The organism is Actinotignum sanguinis, assembly GCF_030230305.1.
GTDB classification, from domain to species: Bacteria; Actinomycetota; Actinomycetes; order Actinomycetales; family Actinomycetaceae; genus Actinotignum; species Actinotignum sanguinis.
On the sequence record NZ_JASPCQ010000008.1, the window covers coordinates 79,550 to 99,779 of the forward strand.

At 61.4% G+C, this 20,230-nt stretch carries 14 protein-coding genes; 3 read left to right on the forward strand and 11 right to left on the reverse strand.

What is annotated here, in order from left to right; all coding sequences use genetic code 11:
* Window positions 1–400 precede the first annotated feature (400 nt).
* Together QP828_RS05835 and metX are read left to right on the forward strand one after the other, a co-directional pair.
* The gene (locus QP828_RS05835) at window positions 401–1,699 is read left to right on the forward strand and encodes an O-acetylhomoserine aminocarboxypropyltransferase/cysteine synthase family protein (protein WP_284891320.1); all 1,299 of its coding nucleotides are present in this window, start codon (window positions 401–403) and stop codon (window positions 1,697–1,699) included.
* A gap of 22 nt (window positions 1,700–1,721) precedes the next feature.
* Complete coding sequence (metX, locus tag QP828_RS05840; RefSeq protein ID WP_016441818.1) at window positions 1,722–2,984, forward strand: homoserine O-acetyltransferase MetX; 1,263 nt, start codon at window positions 1,722–1,724, stop codon at window positions 2,982–2,984.
* A gap of 30 nt (window positions 2,985–3,014) precedes the next feature.
* Here the strand turns inward: metX and QP828_RS05845 are convergent, their stop codons facing one another.
* On the reverse strand, window positions 3,015–3,896 hold the full coding sequence (locus tag QP828_RS05845; protein ID WP_016441819.1) for a hypothetical protein: 882 nt from the start codon (window positions 3,894–3,896) through the stop codon (window positions 3,015–3,017).
* A 445-nt stretch (window positions 3,897–4,341) separates the two neighbouring features.
* On the opposite strand from QP828_RS05845, the gene QP828_RS05850 reads away from it, so the two are divergent.
* The gene (locus QP828_RS05850) at window positions 4,342–5,433 is read left to right on the forward strand and encodes an alpha/beta fold hydrolase (protein ID WP_155875753.1); all 1,092 of its coding nucleotides are present in this window, start codon (window positions 4,342–4,344) and stop codon (window positions 5,431–5,433) included.
* A 534-nt stretch (window positions 5,434–5,967) separates the two neighbouring features.
* Here the strand turns inward: QP828_RS05850 and QP828_RS05855 are convergent.
* The 10 genes from QP828_RS05855 to QP828_RS05900 form a co-directional block, all read right to left on the reverse strand.
* Window positions 5,968–11,877: a S8 family serine peptidase gene (locus tag QP828_RS05855; RefSeq protein ID WP_284891323.1), complete on the reverse strand. Its 5,910-nt coding sequence runs from the start codon at window positions 11,875–11,877 to the stop codon at window positions 5,968–5,970.
* A gap of 316 nt (window positions 11,878–12,193) precedes the next feature.
* On the reverse strand, window positions 12,194–13,681 hold the full coding sequence (locus QP828_RS05860; RefSeq protein ID WP_274732381.1) for an amidase: 1,488 nt from the start codon (window positions 13,679–13,681) through the stop codon (window positions 12,194–12,196).
* A gap of 64 nt (window positions 13,682–13,745) precedes the next feature.
* Window positions 13,746–14,465, reverse strand: coding sequence for an FMN-binding negative transcriptional regulator (locus tag QP828_RS05865; protein ID WP_016441824.1), 720 nt, complete (start codon window positions 14,463–14,465; stop codon window positions 13,746–13,748).
* A 23-nt stretch (window positions 14,466–14,488) separates the two neighbouring features.
* Entirely contained in the window at window positions 14,489–15,577 is a 1,089-nt protein-coding gene (locus QP828_RS05870) for an FtsX-like permease family protein (protein WP_016441825.1), read from the reverse strand.
* On the reverse strand, window positions 15,574–16,221 hold the full coding sequence (locus QP828_RS05875; RefSeq protein ID WP_126135187.1) for an ABC transporter ATP-binding protein: 648 nt from the start codon (window positions 16,219–16,221) through the stop codon (window positions 15,574–15,576). Before QP828_RS05875 ends, QP828_RS05870 begins: the two co-directional genes overlap by 4 nt.
* Window positions 16,221–17,393 carry a peptidoglycan-binding domain-containing protein gene (locus QP828_RS05880; RefSeq protein WP_274732379.1) on the reverse strand — a complete coding sequence of 391 codons (1,173 nt, stop codon included), beginning with the start codon at window positions 17,391–17,393 and terminating at the stop codon, window positions 16,221–16,223. Before QP828_RS05880 ends, QP828_RS05875 begins: the two co-directional genes overlap by 1 nt.
* Before the next feature lie 58 nt (window positions 17,394–17,451).
* On the reverse strand, window positions 17,452–18,177 hold the full coding sequence (locus tag QP828_RS05885) for a hypothetical protein (RefSeq protein ID WP_274732378.1): 726 nt from the start codon (window positions 18,175–18,177) through the stop codon (window positions 17,452–17,454).
* A 23-nt stretch (window positions 18,178–18,200) separates the two neighbouring features.
* Complete coding sequence (locus QP828_RS05890) at window positions 18,201–18,926, reverse strand: hypothetical protein (protein ID WP_274732461.1); 726 nt, start codon at window positions 18,924–18,926, stop codon at window positions 18,201–18,203.
* Window positions 18,927–18,935: 9 nt separating this feature from the next.
* The gene (locus QP828_RS05895; protein ID WP_274732377.1) at window positions 18,936–19,661 is read right to left on the reverse strand and encodes a hypothetical protein; all 726 of its coding nucleotides are present in this window, start codon (window positions 19,659–19,661) and stop codon (window positions 18,936–18,938) included.
* A gap of 24 nt (window positions 19,662–19,685) precedes the next feature.
* The gene (locus QP828_RS05900; protein WP_274758702.1) at window positions 19,686–20,042 is read right to left on the reverse strand and encodes a hypothetical protein; all 357 of its coding nucleotides are present in this window, start codon (window positions 20,040–20,042) and stop codon (window positions 19,686–19,688) included.
* Window positions 20,043–20,230: the final 188 nt, after the last annotated feature.

Consider the following 20,230-nt stretch of genomic DNA (forward strand, 5'->3'; position numbering starts at 1 on the left):
ATCCCGAAAGATTGATAGCACGACGGCGCAGCTCCGCCACCGCGCGCCCAATCGAGAATGTGATTCACGTCGTGAACTTGACGAACACCGTCCTCAGCTGCCTATGCTTGCATCATGTTCGTCATGCGAATGCCCAACTAGCGCACGTTCCGCGGCCCTGCCGCCCTAACGTGCGCTATCAGCCCTGCTGATTTTGGAAAAGAACACCAAGTAGAAAAATAAGCGGGCTGGTCAGAGCGCATTCGCCGCATCGCAGCATTCCATTCCTCATCTTTTACAGCTCTGGTTTTATCCAGAATGGATCATGGATATTGCTGCACCTGAGAAAAATATTTTCCTAGGTTTATGCCGGGGCGCTATCTGCCGCCCGCTCCCCATCACATTTTTGAAGGAGAGCACCATGTCAGAAAGCCAGAACTCCCAGAACACTTTGCACTTCGACACCCTCCAGGTGCATGCCGGCCAGGTCCTCGATTCCGATCACGGCGCCCGGGCACTGCCGATTTTCCAGACCACGTCCTACGTATTCAAGGATAATGAGCAGGCCCGCGGGCGTTTCGCACTCACCGATCCGGGCATGATCTACACCCGCATCACCAACCCCACCCAGGGCGCTATTGAAGAACGTATTTCCGCGCTTTACGGCGGCACGGGCGGGCTGCTGCTCGCCTCCGGTTCGGCTGCTATTTTCTACGCGGTCACGAATGTGGCACAGGCCGGCGATAATATTGTTTCCTCCGATTCGCTCTACGGCGGCACCTACAACCAGTTCAAGCACGTACTCAAGAACTTCGGTATCGAGGCCCGTTTCGTGGAGAACCCTTCGGATCCGGCCAATTGGGAAGCTCTGATTGATGAGAACACCAAGGCCCTCTACGGAGAGACCATCCCGAACCCCAAGCAGGATATTCTCGATATTGAGACGCTAGCCAAGCTCGCCCATTCCCACGATATTCCATTGATCGTCGATAACACGATCGGCACTCCGGCCAATGTCAATCCCTTCGATTTCGGGGCGGATGTTGTGGTGGATTCGGCCACCAAGTTCCTGGGCGGGCACGGCACCTCGATTGCCGGTTCGGTGGTGGAGCGCGCGGGCTTCAACTGGAAGAACGGGAAGTTCCCCGGTTTCCACGAGGTAGACGAGTCCTACCACGGCATCGTCTGGGGCGATCTGCCCGGTGCGCCGTTCACTACCCGTATCCGCGCCACCCTGCTCCGTGATACCGGCGCCGCGATTTCTGCCTTCAACGCCTTCCTCATCGGGCTGGGCCTGGAGACCCTTTCGCTGCGCGTCGAACGCCACCTTTCCAATACCCGCGCGGTGGCGGAGTTCCTGGCCGAACACCCCGGTATTGACTCGGTGAACTGGGCCGGGCTGCCCGATAATCCCTATCACGAGCTGGCCGCCAAGTACGCCCCGCAGGGCCCCGGTTCGGTGTTCACGGTGGAAGTTGCGGGCGGTTTTGAGAAGGCCGCGGCTTTCGTGGAATCCCTCCAGCTCTTCTCCAATCTCGCGAATATCGGGGATGCGAAGTCGCTGGTGGTTCACCCGGCATCAACCACGCATTCGCAGCTGACCGAGGAAGAGCTGGCGGCCAACGGTATTAGCCCGGCCACCGTGCGCCTGTCCATCGGTATCGAAGACCCGCGCGATCTGATTGCCGATATTCGCCAGGGCCTCAAGTCCATCGCCTAGAGACCAGAGATCAAGGATTATCATGACGCCCAGCCCCCAGTTCCTCGTGGGACACGCTCCCCTGGATCCGGTTACCGATGCCGCGCCTATCGGTGATTTTGATACCGGCTACACTCCCGCACCCCGCCTCACCGAGCGCCCTACCGGCGCCTGGCTGGAAGGGGACGAACCGGGTGAGCGCCGCTTCGCGGATCTTGGCCCCCTGGAACTGGAGCTGGGCGGCCGCTTGCCGCAGGTGCGACTCGCCTACGAAACCTGGGGGCAGCTCAATGCGGACCGCTCCAATGCGGTGCTGCTTTGCCACGCACTCACCGGGGATTCGCACGCTGCCGCACGCGATGGGCAGAGCGGCTGGTGGAAAGATATTGTGGGCCCGGGTCTGGCCATCGATACCGAGCGGTACTACGTGGTGTGCCCCAATGTGCTGGGTGGCTGTCAGGGAAGTACCGGCCCGGCTTCACCCGCTCCCGATGGCCAGCCTTGGGGCCCGCGCTTCCCGGAAATTACCATGCGGGATATGGCCGCGGCGGAGGCTCGGCTCGCTGACCTGCTCGGGGTGGAACGCTGGGCGCTGGTGGCGGGTGCCTCCTTCGGCGGGTGCCGCACGATGGAATGGGCGGCGTCGTACCCGCAGCGGGTGGGGGCTTTCGCGGTGCTCGTAGCCGGCCCGGCCAGCACCGCGGAACATATCGCTTATGCTCACCTGCAAAACCTGGCGATTCGCCTGGATCCGCGCTGGCGCGGCGGGCATTATTACGATGCTGAACCCGATGAGAGCGGGGTGAGCGGCCCGGCTGCCGGGCTCGGCCTCGCCCGTGAAATAGCGCATTTAACTTATCGCTGCGCCCCGGAGCTGGCGGCGCGTTTCGGCCGCACCCCGCAGGAGGGCGAAGACCCGCTACGCGGGGGCCGTTACGCGGTGCAGTCCTACCTGGATTACCACGGCGCGAAATTGGTGGCGCGTTTCGATGCGAATTCCTACCTGACGATCAGCCAGGCGTTTATCACCCACGATATTGGGCGCGGGCGGGGCGGCACCGCGCAGGTGGTGGCGGGGCTGCAGCAGCCAGCGCTCGTCGTCGCTGTTGATTCGGATCGGCTGTTTTATCCGCAGCACATGGCGCAATTGGCCGCGGCTTTGCCCGGGGCGCGCCCGCTCCAGACCGTGCACTCCGCGCACGGCCACGACGGTTTCCTCATTGAAAACGATGAGGTTTCCGCGATTATTGCAGATTTCCTTAGCGAGGTCGCGCCGGTGGATGCGCCAGTGGACGCGGCTCTCTAGCCACCGCGCTGCCCCGTAGCTTTTGCTCCCCTAGCCGCCGAATTGGGACCAGTCTTCGCTGAGCACAGTGCCGCGCGCGTCGATCATCACGTGCCCGGCTTTGCCACCGGCGCGCAACCATCCGGTATAGATAAGGTCCGCGGGCGCGGGGCAGGTGCCTTCGCATTCGGGTAGCTCAGCAGCCGCGGCTTTCACCCGCACGAATACTTCCGCGTTTTCTAGCTGCGCGGGTGTTAGGCCGATGCGCGCGGCGCGCTCGCGCACAAGGGTGGTGGCGCGGGTGAAGAGCGCGGCGTCGAGCTGGGTGTAGTCAAAAGTGGGGATACGTTCAAAGCGGAAGGGGCGCGAGGCCGCGAAACCGTAGGGCGTGGTATCGCGCGGCAGGGACCACGAGTAGGTGACCGCGGTGTCGTTGTGGTCGTCCACCGGAACGTCAATTTCGAGGCGGCGTTCGCGCACGAAGGCGCGGAACGCTTGCGTGGTTCCGGCTTCTTTTTCAATATCGACGACGGCGACACCCAAGTCTTCAGCCCCGCCCGTGAAATAGGAGCGCAACGGGCCACCGCCCCAGTCTTTGATCTGAGTGGTGACGATGCGGACGGCTTGGGGCGGGTTACAGAGCGTGGGTAGGAGGGCGCCAGCAAGGAATAATGCGATGCTCGTGAGCACGGCGGTGAGCAGGCGAAGTGGGTGGTCGTGCGCGGCGGCGGTGTGGAGGTAGCGGTAACGCAAATAAATAATGCCGCCCAGCACGATGAGTGCGCCTATTGTGATGAGGCTGATGTAGAGGATGCCGTGCCAGTCGTTCATCCAGAGCAGGGGGAGGGCGCCGAGCATGAGCCCGAAGCCGAGGGCGGGTAGCAGCCGGGTGGCCGTTTCCCGCAAGCCGGGCTGGCGTTGTGTTGTGGGCACGGGCTGCTCCTCCCGAATCGATGGGCCGTTATGGGGATTCTACAAAATATTCGACACACCGTATTGCTGGAGGGTGTCAAATAGTTTGTGTAAATGCTTCATTCGACTACTAACTCGAAGATTAATGATGATTATGCTCGCTGATTGTGCCGCTGCCTCAGACTCTGCCGCTTGGCACCCACGACCCGAGCATCGTCGCGACCCGATGCCCCGACGGATAGTAGATTTCTTCCGAGAACACTGGAGTTCTCATCACTTTCCTCGAGATTGCGAAGAATCATGAAACTCAACCGTGTTCTCTCGATTATTTCCCTGGCGGAATCGCGATTGTTATCGGGACAATTCTCTACGCCTCCCAGTGGTCACGCTCGTCACCGCCATCCTGGCCTTGCGAAAGGCCCGCACAACACCACGCGGGCGGTAAAATCGAGGAAAAGCCGAAAGGATGATCGTGACTCGAGCCGCCTCGCCCCACAACCCCGCGCTCGCGTGGGAGCCCGACCTCCTCGGCGCCGGTTATGAACGCCTCACCCTTCCTCTTCCCGACGACGACGAAGGCGCCGTCATCGCTACCCTCATCCGCGCATTGCCGCCCGCCAACGCGCCTGCCCCGAGTTTTGCTTTCCTCGCTATTCACGGCTGGAATGACATGTTTTACCAGTGGGCCCTCGCTGACGCAGTAACGGCTGCCGGCGGGGCTTTCTATGCAATTGACCTGCGTAAATATGGGCGGTCCTGGGATCCGCAGCGGCAGAGCTACGGGTATACAGATAGCATGCGGGTGTATTTTGCCGATATTGATGCCGCGCTGGCCGCCATGCGAACAGACCTCCCGGCCCGGTTCGGCCCCGGCGCTGCCCAGCTCCCCACCATCTTGTACGGGCATTCCACCGGTGGCCTCACCGCCGCCCTCTACGCCGGGTCACGCCGCGGGAAAAACCTGGCTGGCCTGGTGCTTAATTCACCGTGGTTGGAGTTGCAGGTGGGCGCGGCGGGGAGCGCCGTCGTCGTACCTGTAGCTGAACTGGCGGCGCGCGCCGCACCGAAAAAACCACTGCCCGTGCACGACCCGGGCTTTTACGGGATGGTGCTCGACGCGTGGCGCCCGGAGGGAATGACGCGGGTGCCAGGGGCGCCGGAAGATACCACCGATCCGTTTTGGACTACCGGGTGGACGCCGGCCTGGGATATGCGCCCGGATCCGGCACCGATTCGCGGTGGGTGGCTGCACGCGGTCATCCGAGCGCAGCGATATGTAGCTCGAAATGTGCGACTGCGGCTGCCGGTTCTCATGCTCACCGCGGCGCGTAGCATCGTGGCTACCGCGTGGAGCGAGGAGCTACGCGGGGCCGATACCGTGTTGGACGTCGAACAAATGTGGGCGCGAGCCGCGGACATAGCGAGCGATGTGCATATCCTGAAATTGGATAATGCCGTTCATGACGTCTTGCTGTCCCGCGCACCGGTGCGGGAGGCCGGGTTCGCGGAGATTCGCGAGTTTTGCCAGCGGCAGGTGCGGCGGGCCCGCTCAAGGTAGCTAAGCGTAAATAGATAGTCCGCGCCCCTTGCTTCCTTGACCTCCGTGGCATGACATGCCTTGACGGAAAACGCATTCCGTCCGGTCCGCCACGCACCATAACCGAACCGTGGGTAGAAAAGTCAAAGTGTGCGTCCCGAACCTCGCAGCCCGCAAAGTGTGCGTGAGGAACATGAAATCAGGTGAAAAAGGTACTCACACGCACACTTTGTTCGCGACGAAGGCTCGTCACCGAGTCCGGGGCAAACATAGTGCAAATTCCGGACGGTCGGGGTCGCGTAGTGCAAGCCCAGGACAGAAACCGGGCCAAAATGGTGCGTAGAGTTGCACCCTGTTACGGACCGGGGGTGCGTTCGGTTCCGCACCCGATCCAAGACAACAACACACCGTAATTAGACCCCCTTCTGCCTATTAACCCGCAGCGAACGCAGGAAAGCGAAAAGGGGAGGCGCCCGGAAATTCCGGGGCCTCCCCTTTCCCTTTACCCTGGGCCGGATACTGGCCGGTGGGCCAGCATCCCGCGGGCGCTAGTTATTAGCGGCGGACGATAGGCGTATCAACGCCATCCCCATCCCAGTCACCAACGAGCATCTGGTCACCGGCCCGGCCGTAGTGGAGGGTGATATCAGCGTTCCCGCTCTTGAGCGAGTTCGCCACAAACACCTGGTTACCACGCCGCACCGCGAAGGTATCCTTACCGTCACCATCCCAGTCACCAACGAAGATCTGGTCACCGGTCCGGCCATAGGAGAAGGAGGTTTCAGCCTTGCCGCCCGCGAGGGTGTTGTTCACGAAGAACACATTTCCACGCTGGACCGCGAAGGTATCCTTACCGTCGCCATCGAAATCACCGGCCAGCAGCACGTCGCCGTCGCGGCCGAAGCTGAATACCTGATCGGCATCTCCGGAACGAATCGAGTTGAGGACGAACACCTGGTTGCCGCGGCGCACCGCGAAGGTATCCTTACCGTCACCATCCCAGTCACCAACCACGATCGTGTCCCCGGCCTTACCGAAGGAAATCACCTCATCAGCAACTCCGCCGTTAAGGCTGTTCTGGATGAAGATCTGGTTCCCGCGGCGCACGGCCAAGGTTTCCTTGCCATCGCCATCCCAGTCACCGATAAGGACCTGGTCAGCGGCTCGCCCGTAGGAGAAGACCTGCTGAGCAACCGTGGAAACCCAGTCATTCGACAGGTAGAACACGTTTCCGGTATCACCCGGCTTACCGGGCGTGCCCGGTTCAGGTGCCGGCGTCGGGTTCGGCGCGGGCGTCGGGTTCGGAACAGGTGTCGGGTTCGGAACCGGTGTCGGATCCGGGGTGCCCGGGGTACCCGGCTCACCCGGAGTGGGCTCCGGCGCCGGAGCGGTCTCCTGGGTCACCGTCACGCTCACCGTCTTGGTCACGGCAGCCCCGGCAGCATCGGTGGCAATGAGGGTCACCGTATTCTCACCCGGGTTGAGCACCGTGCCCGGTGCCAGGGTAAGAGCGGTATCGCCCGCGGCCCCAGCTGCGCCGTCGTCCTTCACCGTGTACTTGGCGAGTACCTCGGCGGCCAGGGCTTGCCGGTCCAGAGCGCCGGCGGGCGCCGTGAGTTCCACGGTGTCCGGGCCCTCGATAACCGGCAGGCTGTCCTTCGTGAAGGAAATGGACTGCGCGGTGGAGTTCCCGGCCAGGTCGGTGCCTTCCACCGTGAGGGTGTAGGTGCCGGCCGGCAGCTCCGCGGTTTCCACGGTGTAGTTGAGAGCGGTCGCGGCATCGCCAGCGGTATCGCCAGCTGCTGCGTCGTCGGCAACCGGAGCATCGGCCTCAGCCATGAGTCCGGCCGCGTCCTTCACGCCCGCAACCACCCGGGCGGCGTCGTTCTTATCCGCCACACCGTTGGCATCAACCTGCACGGCCTTCGCCGCATCGGCACCGTTCGCACCCTCGTTATTTCCGCCACCGAAGTAGGTCTTGACGTCTACGAGGCTGTCCTCCACCGACTGGCCGAGCAGACCCGCATCGGTGCTCTGTTCGCTGAGCACGTCCCCGTTGAGGAGCACGCGCGCGGCCTTGAGGTTGGGGTCGGTCACACTGGTGGCAATGGCAGCGCCGTCGCGAATAACCGCGCCGTCCGTGCCGTTAATGCTCACCGCCGGGCCTTCCTTGTCCACCACCACGGGGATGGTGTTGAGGAGGGTATTGCCCATGCTGTCACCGAATTGCACAAGGACCGTATCGCCGTCCGCAACCGGGAATGCCTGGTTGAAGCTGCGGGTATTGGTCTTGGTGCCGCCCACGGTGTGGTCGATAATGCTGCGCACCACCGAGCCGTTGATCTTCAGGTCGTAGCCCCAGGCATCATCGGAGGCGGTACCCGCGAAGGTGACCTCATCCGAATTCGCGTAGAGCACGCCGTTGTACAGGGTCGGTTCCGTGAAGGAAACCTTGGGGTACCCGGTATCCCAGAACACCCGCAGGATGGTATCCATGCGGACCTTGCCCGCGGTATCGGTCACCTTCATGTGGAAGGCATTAATACCGGTGGTCACCGGCACGGCGGCTTCGAAGGTGCCATCGGCCTGGACCGTCACGTTGATCGCGTCCGGAACCACGTAGTCGCCGGCCTCGTTCACGGTCACGCGCGGCTGGAGCACGAAGGCGGAAACGCCCTGCGCCGTACCGCGCAGCACCAGCTTGCCGTCCGCCGTCTTTTCCGCGGTGGACATATCCGGCAGGCAGGTGGTGCCGAAGCACTGCACATTCGTGAACGTGGGGGCCTGGTACGACGACGTATCTTCCGCCACGACCTCCCGGCCTTCGTAGGTAACCGTTTCGGTGGTGGTATTTCCACCATCGGAGGCCACCACGGTGGCGCTGAGAGCATCAGCTTCCGGGGTGAAAGTGCTGGTGAATCCACCGGTGGCATCCACCTCAGCGGCCTTACCGTTCACCTTGACGGTGAGGGTAGCGCCGGCGCGCTCATCACGCACATTACCGGTGATCGTAACCGAACCATCCTCGGCCACCGGCTGCTTACCGCCGGCATTGAGGGATGTAATCGCCACGCTCGGGGCCACCGTATCGTAGGTGACGGTCAGCACCGTGCGGGTGATTTCGCGGCCGTTATCACCGTAGGCAATCACGGGGATGTTCTGGGTGCCTTCGGTCAGCGGGACCTGGGCGGCGAAGAATCCGCCACCGAGCTCCGCATCCGCACCGGCCACGCTCACGCGTGCCACCGCATCGGAGGCCAGGCCGAACACGGTCAGCTTGCCGTCCTTGACGAGGCGGTGATTCGGGGTGAACACCTGGGTGTTGTAGGTGTTCAGGCTCGGGATCTCAATGGCGTTCGCGCCGAGCACCTTGGTGACCATGGTGTTATTCATGCCCTTGTCGGCCACGGTGACGATGACGTAGGAAACGCCCTCGGGGAGCACCACTTCGAAGGAAGAATCGGAATTCTTGGTGACCGGCTTGATATCGGTGCCCTTATCCGTTTCCACCATCGGTGAGGAGAAAATCCCCGAGCCGGTTTCGGTCACGGTGAAGGGCAGGATCTTCTGGCCATCACGCTCGAAGGGTTCACCCACGGAAACTTCGGGAGCAACGGTATCCACACCGAAGGGCATATCGAGGGTCTGCCAGTCGAAGCGGTCACCCAGACGCGCCTTGACGCGATAGGTGTAGCGCCCGTCCGGAATCGCCTTGAAGCTCGCGCTGGCCGCTTCCCACACGGTGCCATCGAAAGCGTGGCTGCGGTAGGGCTGCGCAATATTCTTCGTGCCGAGGGCAGTGCCGGCGATCTGGCGGGAGAGTTCCTGTTCCTCACCCACGCGCGTGACGAGCTTACCGTTGGCATCGTAGATTTCGAACTGGGCTTCTTCCGCGTTACGCAGCTGCGTCAGATTCGGGACAATCGCATCAACGTTATTGTCCTTATTGGGCGAGAGCCAGAATTCCCCGAAGATATTGTTCTTCACGGGGAGGGTCATCCCGAAGATCGTGGTGGTCAGCTGGGAGGTGGAGGTATTGCCCTCACCCCAGGTCTGGCCCGGAGCCACGAAAATAGGTTCGGCGTTCCAGTCCCCGGCGAAGCCCAGGTAGGGCACCTTAATATCCGGGGTTTCCTGCACGCCGGCGAGCACCGCCCAGCCTTCCACGAAGTGGTTACCCTTGCTCGGGGTGAGCGTGAAGGTGACCTGGGTGGTTTCCCCGGGCGCCACGGTAAGGACCTTACGATCCGCCGTCAGCGTTTCCTTGGAAATGAAGGTGGAGGTAATGTCGTTAGCATTATTCGTTTCGTTGACGACTTCCTGGCGCGGAATCGCGTAGGCAGCTTCTTTATCGCCGTGGTTGGTCAGGGTCACGGTGAAGGACACCGGCCCGTTCACCTGGCCCAGGGCCACCGAATTGGCACCATCTACACGGGCGTGCACCTGGGATGCCAGGGCGTGATCCACGCGCACCAAACCGGCACCGATCTGGCGCGGGGCGTACGGAACGCCGTCGTGCCGCGGAATTTCCGCGGTATTCATGAGCAGTGTTTCCGCCAGGCTGAGGCGATCCGCCCGGGACATATCCGGGAAGCGCTGCCCGAGCACCTGAAGCACGCTGGCCATGGAACCGGCCACGTTCGGGGCGGCCATGGAGGTACCGGACATCGAGCCGTAGGTATTGGAATTCAGCGTGGAGTAGACGTTACCGCCCACACCAGAAATATTCGGCTTGAAGTCCAGGTTGGAGGTCGGGCCCCAGGAAGTGAAGCTGGAGGGCGCACCGGCCGTGGCCGAGGGCGTGGTCCGGGCTTCATCCGTGAGGGCGATGGTGACCGGGGTGCCGGCCTTGATGGCCTCCACCAGGCGCAGCGCATCGGAGCGGAACATAACGCCACCCGGGAAGGTGTATTCGTCAATACCGCCCATGGAGATCATGGAATCCCCGCCGGCTTCGTGGTTGTAGATAATAACGCCGGCCGCACCGGCCTTCTGTGCGTTACCGAACTTCTCCCCGAAGGTGATGCCGCCGCGCTCAATAAGTGCGTACTTGCCGGCGGTCCCTTCCGGGAATTCTTCCGGCTTACCGGTTCCTGCGGCCACCGCTTCGCGGGCCACATTATCCGGCTTGCCGGTGGCGAGTTCGTAGAAGAGGTCTTCGGCTGCGCCGTTCACGGTCACGCGGGCGACCGAGCGGGTTTCCAGATTATTATCAATCGAGGCGACCGAGAGAGTGGCGTCGTGAGCCGAAGGCGAACCGATCACGCCGTCGTCCCATTTACCGAACATATCGTCTTCGGTGCCGCCCGGTGAGAAGTTGAGCCCGGAGTTACCTGCGGAAATAACCGGAAGCACACCCTTAGCGCGAGCTTCTTCAATAGCCAGGCCCGCGCCGTTGGAGTATCCGAAGCCGTTATCGGAGCCCAGCGACAGATTAATAACGTCAGCGCCGAGCTTCACGGAATCTTCAATGGCGGCAATAATATCGCCGTCGGCCGCGCCGCGCGAACGCGCCGGGTCATTGGAAAAGACCTTCATGGCCAGCAGCTGGGCATTGGGGGCCATGCCTTCCACCCGTCCGGTGGTGGCAAAAGTTTGCCCCTCATCCAAGCCGTTCGCCGCGGCAATACCGGCCACGTGCATGCCGTGCATAGACGAGGTGGTATCGATGATCTCGATATTATCGTCGGCGTAGTTGTAGCCGTTGGGAACCTTACACGTGAAGGCGGGGTTCGCAGCGGTGTTAATATTCTTAATCTTCGCGGTATCGCAATTGTCGATCCGCATATCGCGGTGGCTCGGGTCGATACCCGTATCCACAATCGCAATAACCATGCCGGTGCCATCCGCGCCGGCATCCGCCAAGGCCGCGGGCGCGCCCTGCATATCACGCGAGGCATCTTCGAGGGGCACATTCTCCTGCGGCTGGGCTGCGAGGGCACCCTGGACGAGGGCCTTCGTGGCACCCGCACTCTGAGCGACGGCGCGAGAAATATCCGCCGCACGCTCGGTAGCGGCAACGTTGGTCGTCTGATAGACACGTTCACGCTTGACCGAGGCCACCGCGGCTTCCGCTTCCAGCGCCGCCATCTTGTCCGCCGGCATCGTCGCGGCGAAACCGTTGACGAGGTAGCCGAACTGGCGCTCAAGCTGCAGACCGTACTTCTCCGACCACTGGGCCACCAGGTCTTCCTGGGTGGCCAAGCTCTGCGCCTCACCAGCATCGCTGCCCAGGCGCGACTGGTCCTTGAGGAGCACGATAACCCGCACCCGCTCGGTGGAGCCCTGCAGATCCTGGAAAGCAGCCAGCTCGGGGTTATCGGGAGAGAAGAGACCGGCGAAAGCGCCGGCGGGATTCGACGGCGCAGGCTGATCCGCAGCGAGCGCCGGAGTAGTGAGTACGCTTAAGGCGAGCGCAGCCGTGACGGATAATCCGCCCAGGCGGCGCCAGTTAAAACCTGTCACACCTTCTCCTAACTTCGTGACGGGAGGGATCCCGTCGGGGAATCCGGTGATGTCATTCCTGCACGGCGGCCAGGGTTCGGGCAGAGTTGGGACGACGGCGCACACGGCGCAGCCTCCCCACCCCGCCGCGCATATCTACCAACCAGTGGAGAAGTTATGCACCCCTCCCGCTCAGCCTCTCACCCTTGAGCGATAGACCGGCAGTGCGTGACGCGTGGGAATACCGGATGCGGGCTATCATCGCACAGAATGGTGCGCATCTGTCCAGAGTGTCTACAACGTGAACACTCCCCTGAGCCGGTTGATATTTATACGCCTACGATTCGGAGTGCGGTGGCCGGATAAGCGGCCAGGGATCCAGGGTTTCCAGGGCGGCCACGATGGCGAGCAGGAGTTGTTCTTCCCCGAAGCGGGTTGCGCCCACGTGTACCCCGAAAGGCAGCAGAGTGCCGCCCACTTCCGCGCGGTGGATCGGGATGGATACCGCGGCGGGCCCAAACATATTCCAGGAGCTGGTCCACGGGCTCACGATGCACTGGCGGCGGAAATCCTCGGCCGGATCATCCGGGCAGCACACCCAGGTAGGATCGGCCGGCGGGGTGCCGAGCGCCGGGCTGAGGATCACGTCGAAACCCGCGAACGCCTCCCCCATGCGCCGCGCAATCGCGTACATCCCCTGCAAGCCGGCCATGAGCTGCGGCGCAGATGCTTCCCGCCCGCGAGCGCGCAGCCACTGGCTCATCGGGGTGAGGAGGGACTCACTTTCGGGCGGGAGTGGAATGGCGGCAGCACCCGCCTGCCAGATCGGCATAAAGGACTGCCAGGCTTCGGGGCCGAAGGGCCGCGCGATGCCTTCCACGCGCGCGCCCATGGCACCGAAATCTTCTGCTGCCCGCGCCACGGCCTCCAGGCAGGCGGGGTGAATCTCAGTATCAACATTGAGCGGTTCGGTGAGCACCCCGACCCGCAGATCGGCCAGGGCGAGGGCGCGGCTGCGTGATTGCGGCCCGCACCCAAATTCCGCGTCCAGAGTGGCCAGGTAGTCTCCCGAGCCCGGGTAGGGACTCCAATCCCCGGGCCGGCGCCGGGCGATAACATCCAATCCGGCCGCGAGATCCCGGGCGGTGCGTGCCAGTACTCCGGCGGTAGCCAGCCCGCTATCGGAGAAGAAAGAGGAAGCGGGGCCGGGCGAGACCAGCCCGCGGCTGGGTTTGATGCCGAGTACCCCGCAGTGGGCAGCGGGAATGCGGACCGAGCCGCCGCCGTCGTTCCCGTGCGCAATGGGGACCACGCCGGCCGCAACCGCCGCGGCCGCTCCCCCGGAGGATCCACCGGCGCTGCGTGTAAGGTCCCACGGGGTGCGGGCAGGGGCGAGGCCAGCCGGTTCGGTGTAGCCGACGAAGCCGAATTCCGGGGTGGTGGTTTTCCCGATGGTCACGGTGCCGGCGTCCAGGATCGACTGGGCTACCCCGCCGGTGGTGGTGGCGATATTTCCGCGCATGGCCCGCGAGCCGTATTCGGTGGGCAGGCCGGCTACGTCGTCAAGGTCTTTGATGGGGAAGGGTACCCCGGTGAGCGGGCCGCCTTTGCCCTCCTTGAGTTGCGCGGTGGCGGCGCGGGCCTGGCGCAGCGAAAATTCTTCCGCGATGTGAGTAAATGCGCCCACCGCGGCGCCGCGGCTGCGGGCGCGCTCCAGTACCCGTTCGGTATGCGCAACGGGGTCTAGGCGGCCGGTGCGCATGAGCCGCGCCAGCTGCACGGCAGAAAGATCCAGGGGGTCCACGCTGTCCTCAAGAAATGCCATGCTCACAGTGTACGTGAGATAGGGCACGTTTGCCGCCGCGAGCGGGTTATTCGGTTGCCGTGGTTTATTCGGTTTCCGTGCGGGCTCGTGCGGCCCAACGGCCGTGTTTCGCCCGCTCCACGGCTTCTGCACGCGCCGCGGCAGTGGGGATGGCTAGGTTTTCCATGAGCTCGGCTATCTGCGTGGATGCGCTCTTGTCACGACGCCGCCGCAAGTTGGCCGCGGTGGCAGCAATTTCCTCCGCGGATAAGTTCTGGGAGAGCTTGGCCTTGCCAATAATCTCCGTAACTTTAACATCCACGCCCACGATGGCGCGCAGCATGCGCCGCAGCTGGTCCGGCCGCGCGTGGGTATCCGGACGCCAGGTACCTCCGTGGTGAGCAATTTCGTGGGCGTCAACCAGTTCGCGCAGGGTGGGGATGAGCCAGGCGGGATCCTCGTGGATAGTGAGTTCGCCGCGTAGGTGCACGGTGAGGTAATTCCAGGTGGGAACCCGAGCCAGCGGCGCATCGTCCGGGCCGGGTGGCATATCGGAGGGCGATATATAGGTATTCGGGCCGGTCACCACCATGAGGCAAGGTCCGGTATCGGCTGCCTGGGGATTAATACGTGCCATATGGCTGTGGAGGTGAAGGGTGCCGGCGTCGTCGTAAAAAATATTAAAAGGAAGGAGTGTGGCATCCAGGCCGCGCGGGCCGGCCGTTATTAATTCTCCCACCCCGATTTGGGCAGCTAGTTCCACCGCACGTTCCGGTTCCAACGCAAAACGACTCGCCACGTACATGACAGCCAGTGTAATGCGCGCGGCTACGGCGTGCGCATGACCTCCACCGGGTCACGGTAGGCAGCGAAAATCGCCGGGGGAATGCAGGCGAGCAGCGCCACGAGCACCGCGAGCACCCCCACCGCCACCGAAAAATCGAGGGCGACCGGATTGCCACTCAGCCGGCAATAAGCCCAGGCCGCGGCTATTCCCAGCGCGGTGCCGCCCACAGCCGGGTAGGCGATACGCGCGATCACCAGGGCCACCAGCCCGCCGCGGGTGATGCCGAGGGTGCGGCGCCGGCCCAGGTCGCGGCGGCGGATCAGCACATCGGCCAGCACCACCGCGGCGATGAAGAGCGCCCCCACCCCGAGAATGAGGATGAGGAGGGCGCGGCCCATGCCCGCGACCTGCCCGGTCACGGCCACGCCCTGTTTCGCTTGACTGACGGAACTGCGGATAATGAGTTTGGTGGGGTCGAAATCACCGATGGCCGCGAGTGCAACATCGGTAACCGCGCCAATATTTTCGACGTCGTTGGCCAGCGCGGTCACCCGCACGTAGGCGCCCGAGCCGCCCCCGGCCAGAAGGTAATTATCGAGGTCCTCAAATCCGCCGCCGGGTGTGAAGGAGCCGACCACGGCCCATTGCCGCCCGCCGCGCGATTCCACGTAGCCGCTGGGGAAGGCCAGGCGCAGCTGCGGCAGCATGGCCTCGGGCACGATCGCTTCCCCCGGACCGGGATAACGCCCAGCAGTTAATGTAATTATTTTGGAGATGTCTCCGCCGGTTTCCACCAGGGCAAACAGTTGGGAGGCCGGGCCGAGCGGCCCATTGACCACGTCTACCGTGCTTCGGTATCCCACCGCCCCGGCCACCCCGGAGGTGCCGTGCAGGGTTTCCAAGAATGCTTCGGGGAGCAGCCCGGCATTATTCTGATCGACAAGGGTGAGCTGGCGGGCTTGCGGGCCGGTGAGCTGGCGGTGCAGCTCGGCTTCGGTGGCGGCCTGGCGGCCCACCGTCACCAGCGATGCCGCGCACATCACCCCGAGCACCAGTGCCACCAGGATGGTGGTGACCAGGGCCCCGCGCGCATTTTTCGCGCCTTCGCGTAGCAGAACAGAGAATTTCATAGCCGCACCACCTCATCTGCTGCGTTGACCACCGTGGGATCGTGGGTGGCAATAATGACACTGCATCCAGATTGCGCGGCCTGGCGTAAGGCGCCGAGTACGAGGTTGGCATTATCCGGGTCGAGGTTCCCGGTGGGTTCGTCGGCCAGGATAAAGGTGGGGGAATTGACGAGGGCGCGGCAGACCGCCACGCGCTGGGCCTGCCCGCCGGAGATTTGCCCGGGCCGGTGGTCGGCGCGGTGTTCCAGGCCCAGGTCGGCTAGGAGTTCACGGGCGCGGGTGCGGGTAGCAGCCAGGGAATGGCCCGCGTAGAGCCCGGGTTCCATTACGGAGTCCAGGACGGGACGGGTGGGGTCAAGTTCGGAATCTTGGAAAACGAAGCCGATGCGGCGGGCCCGCAGGCGTGAGCGTTCCCGGTCGGTGAGTTCGCTGGCGGCGGCACCGTCGATGAGGACCTGCCCGGAGCTGGGCGTGAGAGTGAGCCCAAGGAGGTAGAGCAGGGTGGATTTGCCGCGCCCCGATGCCCCGGTCACCGCGGTAATCGCGGCGGGAGCGAACACGTGGGTGAGGCCGTCGAAGAGTTCTTCGGCGCCTTTCCGATAGCGGAAGCGCAGCTCACGGGTGGCGATACCGGGCGCGTCCATTACTTCGTGCTTTCCGGATTCGGGGTGGCGCCGGTATCTGAATCTTCGCGAGAACCGGTATCAGCGCTGGGTCCGGCAGGTACACCCGGCGCATCGGGTCCCCCGGGCGCGCTGGCCTTCTTCGCATCGGCTAAGGCATACACGCTTTCCCCGGCCCGCACGCCCTCAACTACCGCCAGTCCGCCGGCCACGGTCTGAACCGTAACGGTGCGGGGCGCCGCCTCCCCTACAACCCTCACGCTCACGGTCCCATCTGGCATCGTGGACAGCGCAGAGACCGGCACCGTAGGCCCGGTCACCGCGGGCACGACCCCAATATCGGTAAGAAGATAGGCTTTTTGACTGGCCGGCAATTCCCCGCATCGAGTGCCGCACAGCAGACCGCCATCCTCCGCGGTAACAGGGATCTTGATGTGGCCCGATTCTGTTTGCTCCGCCTCACCGGTAATTCCGATGAGGGGCTGTTCGCCCAGCTTGACGCGGATACCGGTTCCCGGCTGAATCATGGCCTGCTGTTCGCTCGTGATTTCCATATAAAAACTGGGGGTTCCGGACACCGAGTTAATAATATTTTCACTTCCGGTCAGGGCCGCACCGGGCCAAGCAATACTGCGGTCCAGGGTGAGCGCAGCTGGTAGTTGCGGCACTGCCACAAGTTCTCCCAAACCGACGACGCCGCTCTGTTCCTGCCCACGCGCCTTTTGCCACGCTTTCGTTGCCGCGGTGGTGGCCGGGCCAAATTTCCCATCTGCCACGGTGCGTGAGTAGCCGAGTGCGGTGAGGAGCCGCTGGTATTGGGTGACATCCTCACCTTCGGTTCCTTCGGCGAGGGGTCGCCAGAAGGGCGTTGAACCTTCTACCGCGATAACCTCGGTATTTCCGACGGTGTAGAGGCTATCTCCGGCGTGAAATTCTCCGTCTGCGGCAACGGAGGTGACGGTGCCGTTGAGCTGGTTGACGGCAACCGGCTGTGCCGCGCGTTCTACCGTGGTGGAGAGTGTGAGGGTGCGGCCAATATTTTGCTCGGTTACAGTCACGGTCATTGTTTCCGCCCCGGTTTGAGTGATCCGCTCCGGCGGTTTCAGGGTGGTGCGGCCCGCCCAGAATGCCAGTGCCGCCACGAGGAGGAGCGTTATCACGCCTACGAGGATCTGAGTAATTTTCTTATTCATGGCGGCACGCCTTTCGTGGTAGCCACGCGGTTACACGTGAATGGTAAACATCATGGGTTTAGTTTATGCCATAGAGCTCTGTGGCAGGAGGGTCACTGGGGCAAACTTTCCACACTTCCACGGGGATCTGGAATTCAAGCGATCCCCCATTATTGGGCCACCAGCGGTGTTCCGGGTCAGTGTGGAACTTAGCGACATAGGTTTCCCGAGCGGGACGTTCGGAGATATCAACCTTATAACCATGCGCAGCGAGGCAGGGAATATAGTACTCATCCCAGTAGTCCCAAACCACCCGCAATTGATCTTCCGACCAATCGGTAAGAAATTCCGGATTGAGAAAATACATCGCATAGCATTCGTAACTAGCTAACTGGTATGCCTGTTCTTGCGATTCCGGAATACTCCCATCAGAAGCAATCCCGCCTTTGGGAGTGACATGGAATCCAAAACCCTTGCTGGTCAAACACTCGGCCATTTTGCGATCCTCTTCCTCGGATGATTCTTGCCATTCAACCAAAGGAACATTGGGCGGGTCTTCAATTCCCCAGTAGTCCGCATGCCGTTTCAACCATTTCTCACGAAAAGCAAGCTTCTCTTCCTCCGTGTGATATCGCGGCGAGATCTTAATCTTCGCTTTCCAGGTATTCGGATCCCATTCGGATGCTTGAGCAACAGCGGTACCGTGACTGGTTGCACCGGCACTTCCAGAATCGGAACCACCCGCGGCGCAACCGCCCACTGCCATGAGTAGTAAACTAAATATAGGTACAATCCGATACTTCATGCGACACCTCTATCCGCAGTGGATCAACCGATCCCATAAAACTCTGTAATTGGTGGTCTTTCTGGGCACACTTTCATAACTTCCGGCGTGATTTGGAAAGAAAGCGAGCCCTTGTTATTTGGCCACCAGCGATGCTCTGCATCAGAGTAAAACGTCGTAACATAAGTTTCCCGGGCCGGACGCTCGGAGATATCAACCTTATAGCCATGCGCCGCCAGGCAGGGAATATAGTATTCATCCCAGTAGTCCCACTGTACCCGCAGCTGATCCTCGGTCAAATTCGCAAGAAACTCTGGGTCAAGGAAGTACATTGATTGACATTCATAGGCCGCCATACCGAAAGCCTCCTGCTGCGATTCAGGGATAGGAGGATCAAATAGAATTCCCCCTTGCGGAGCAACCTCAGCGGAAAACCCTTTACTCCGCATACATTCCGCATTCTTTTCATCGTCCGCGCGCGGAGACTCCATCCACTCAACTAAAGCAATATCAGGTGGGTTCGTAACTCCGACCGTCTCGGCATTACGCTCTAGCCAGCGTTTCCGGAAAGCTAGCTTATCTTCCTCACTTGTAAACTTAGGAGAAATCTCTATATCAGACTTCCAAGAATTCGGATTCCATTCGGATGCAGCGGACACTGCCAATCCACTGTCAGCATTGCCAGCGGTTCCGTAATCAGAACCGCCAGCAGCACAGCCAGTCAGTACTGCAAGTACAAGTCCGAGAACAGATCCAGTCTTATGTTTCATGGCCACATCTCACTCCACGCCATAAAACTGGGAAGCAGGAGGAATCTCCGGACATATTTTTAACACATCTGGAGGGATTTCGAATCCAAGAGAGCCTCCATTATTTGGCCACCAGCGATGCTCCGGATCGGTGTAGAACTTGGTGACGTAGGTTTCCCGAGCAGGCCGTTTGGAGGTATCAACCGTATAACCGTGCGCGGCAAGACAAGGAATATAGTATTCATCCCAATAATCCCATATCACTCGCAATTGATCTTCTGACCAATTGGTGAGGAATTCCGGATTAGGAAAATACTTCGCATAACACTCATACGCAGCAAGGTCGTACGCCTCTTGTTGTGATTCTGGAATACCCGGGTCAAAAGCGACTCCGCCCTGAGGCGGCACATAGGCACTAAAACCCTTTTCCCTGTAACATTCGGCACGCTTAACATCCAGCAATTCCACAGAGTTTTGCCATTCCACAAGAGCAACGTCCGGCGGATTCTCAATCCCAGAATGCTCCGCATCACGTTTTAGCCACTGTGCCCGGAAAGCAAGCTTCTCTTCCTCCGTGTGATAACGCGGCGTGATCTTGATTTTCGCCTTCCAGGAATTTGGATACCATTCGGATGCCGAAGCCGTAGCCGCTTCACTTCCAGGTTCGCCAACACTTCCCGGATCGGTACTGCCCGCGGTACAGCCACCCACCGCTACGAGTAACGAATAGAAAACAGGTATAAACCTTAGTTTCATACGTCAGCCCCTATCTGCAGTGAATCAATCGATCCCATAAAACTCTGTAATTGGTGGTCTTTCTGGGCACACTTTCATAACTTCCGGCGTGATTTGGAAAGAAAGCGAGCCCTTGTTATTTGGCCACCAGCGATGCTCTGCATCAGAGTAAAACGTCGTAGCATAAGTTTCCCGTGCCGGACGCTCGGAGATATCAACCTTATAACCATGCGCCGCCAGGCAGGGTATATAGTACTCATCCCAGTAGTCCCACTGCACTCGTAGCTGATCCTCGGTCAAATTCGCAAGAAACTCGGGATCGAGAAAGTACTTCGAATAACACTCGTGTGTCGCCAAGTTAAAAGATTCGTTTTGCGCTTCGGGAACACCTGGATCAAACAAGACACCACCTTGGGGTGGAGCATAAGCACTGAATCCCTTAAGCCGATAACACTCGGCGAGTTTTTCATTGCGTTCCTGCGATACGTTTTGCCACGCAACGAGAGGGATATCGGGGCTGTATCAGTAGTCTCGTGGGAAGTGGTCGGAAGCATTTGATAATGTTTCCGACCACTTTCTTTTTAAACCAT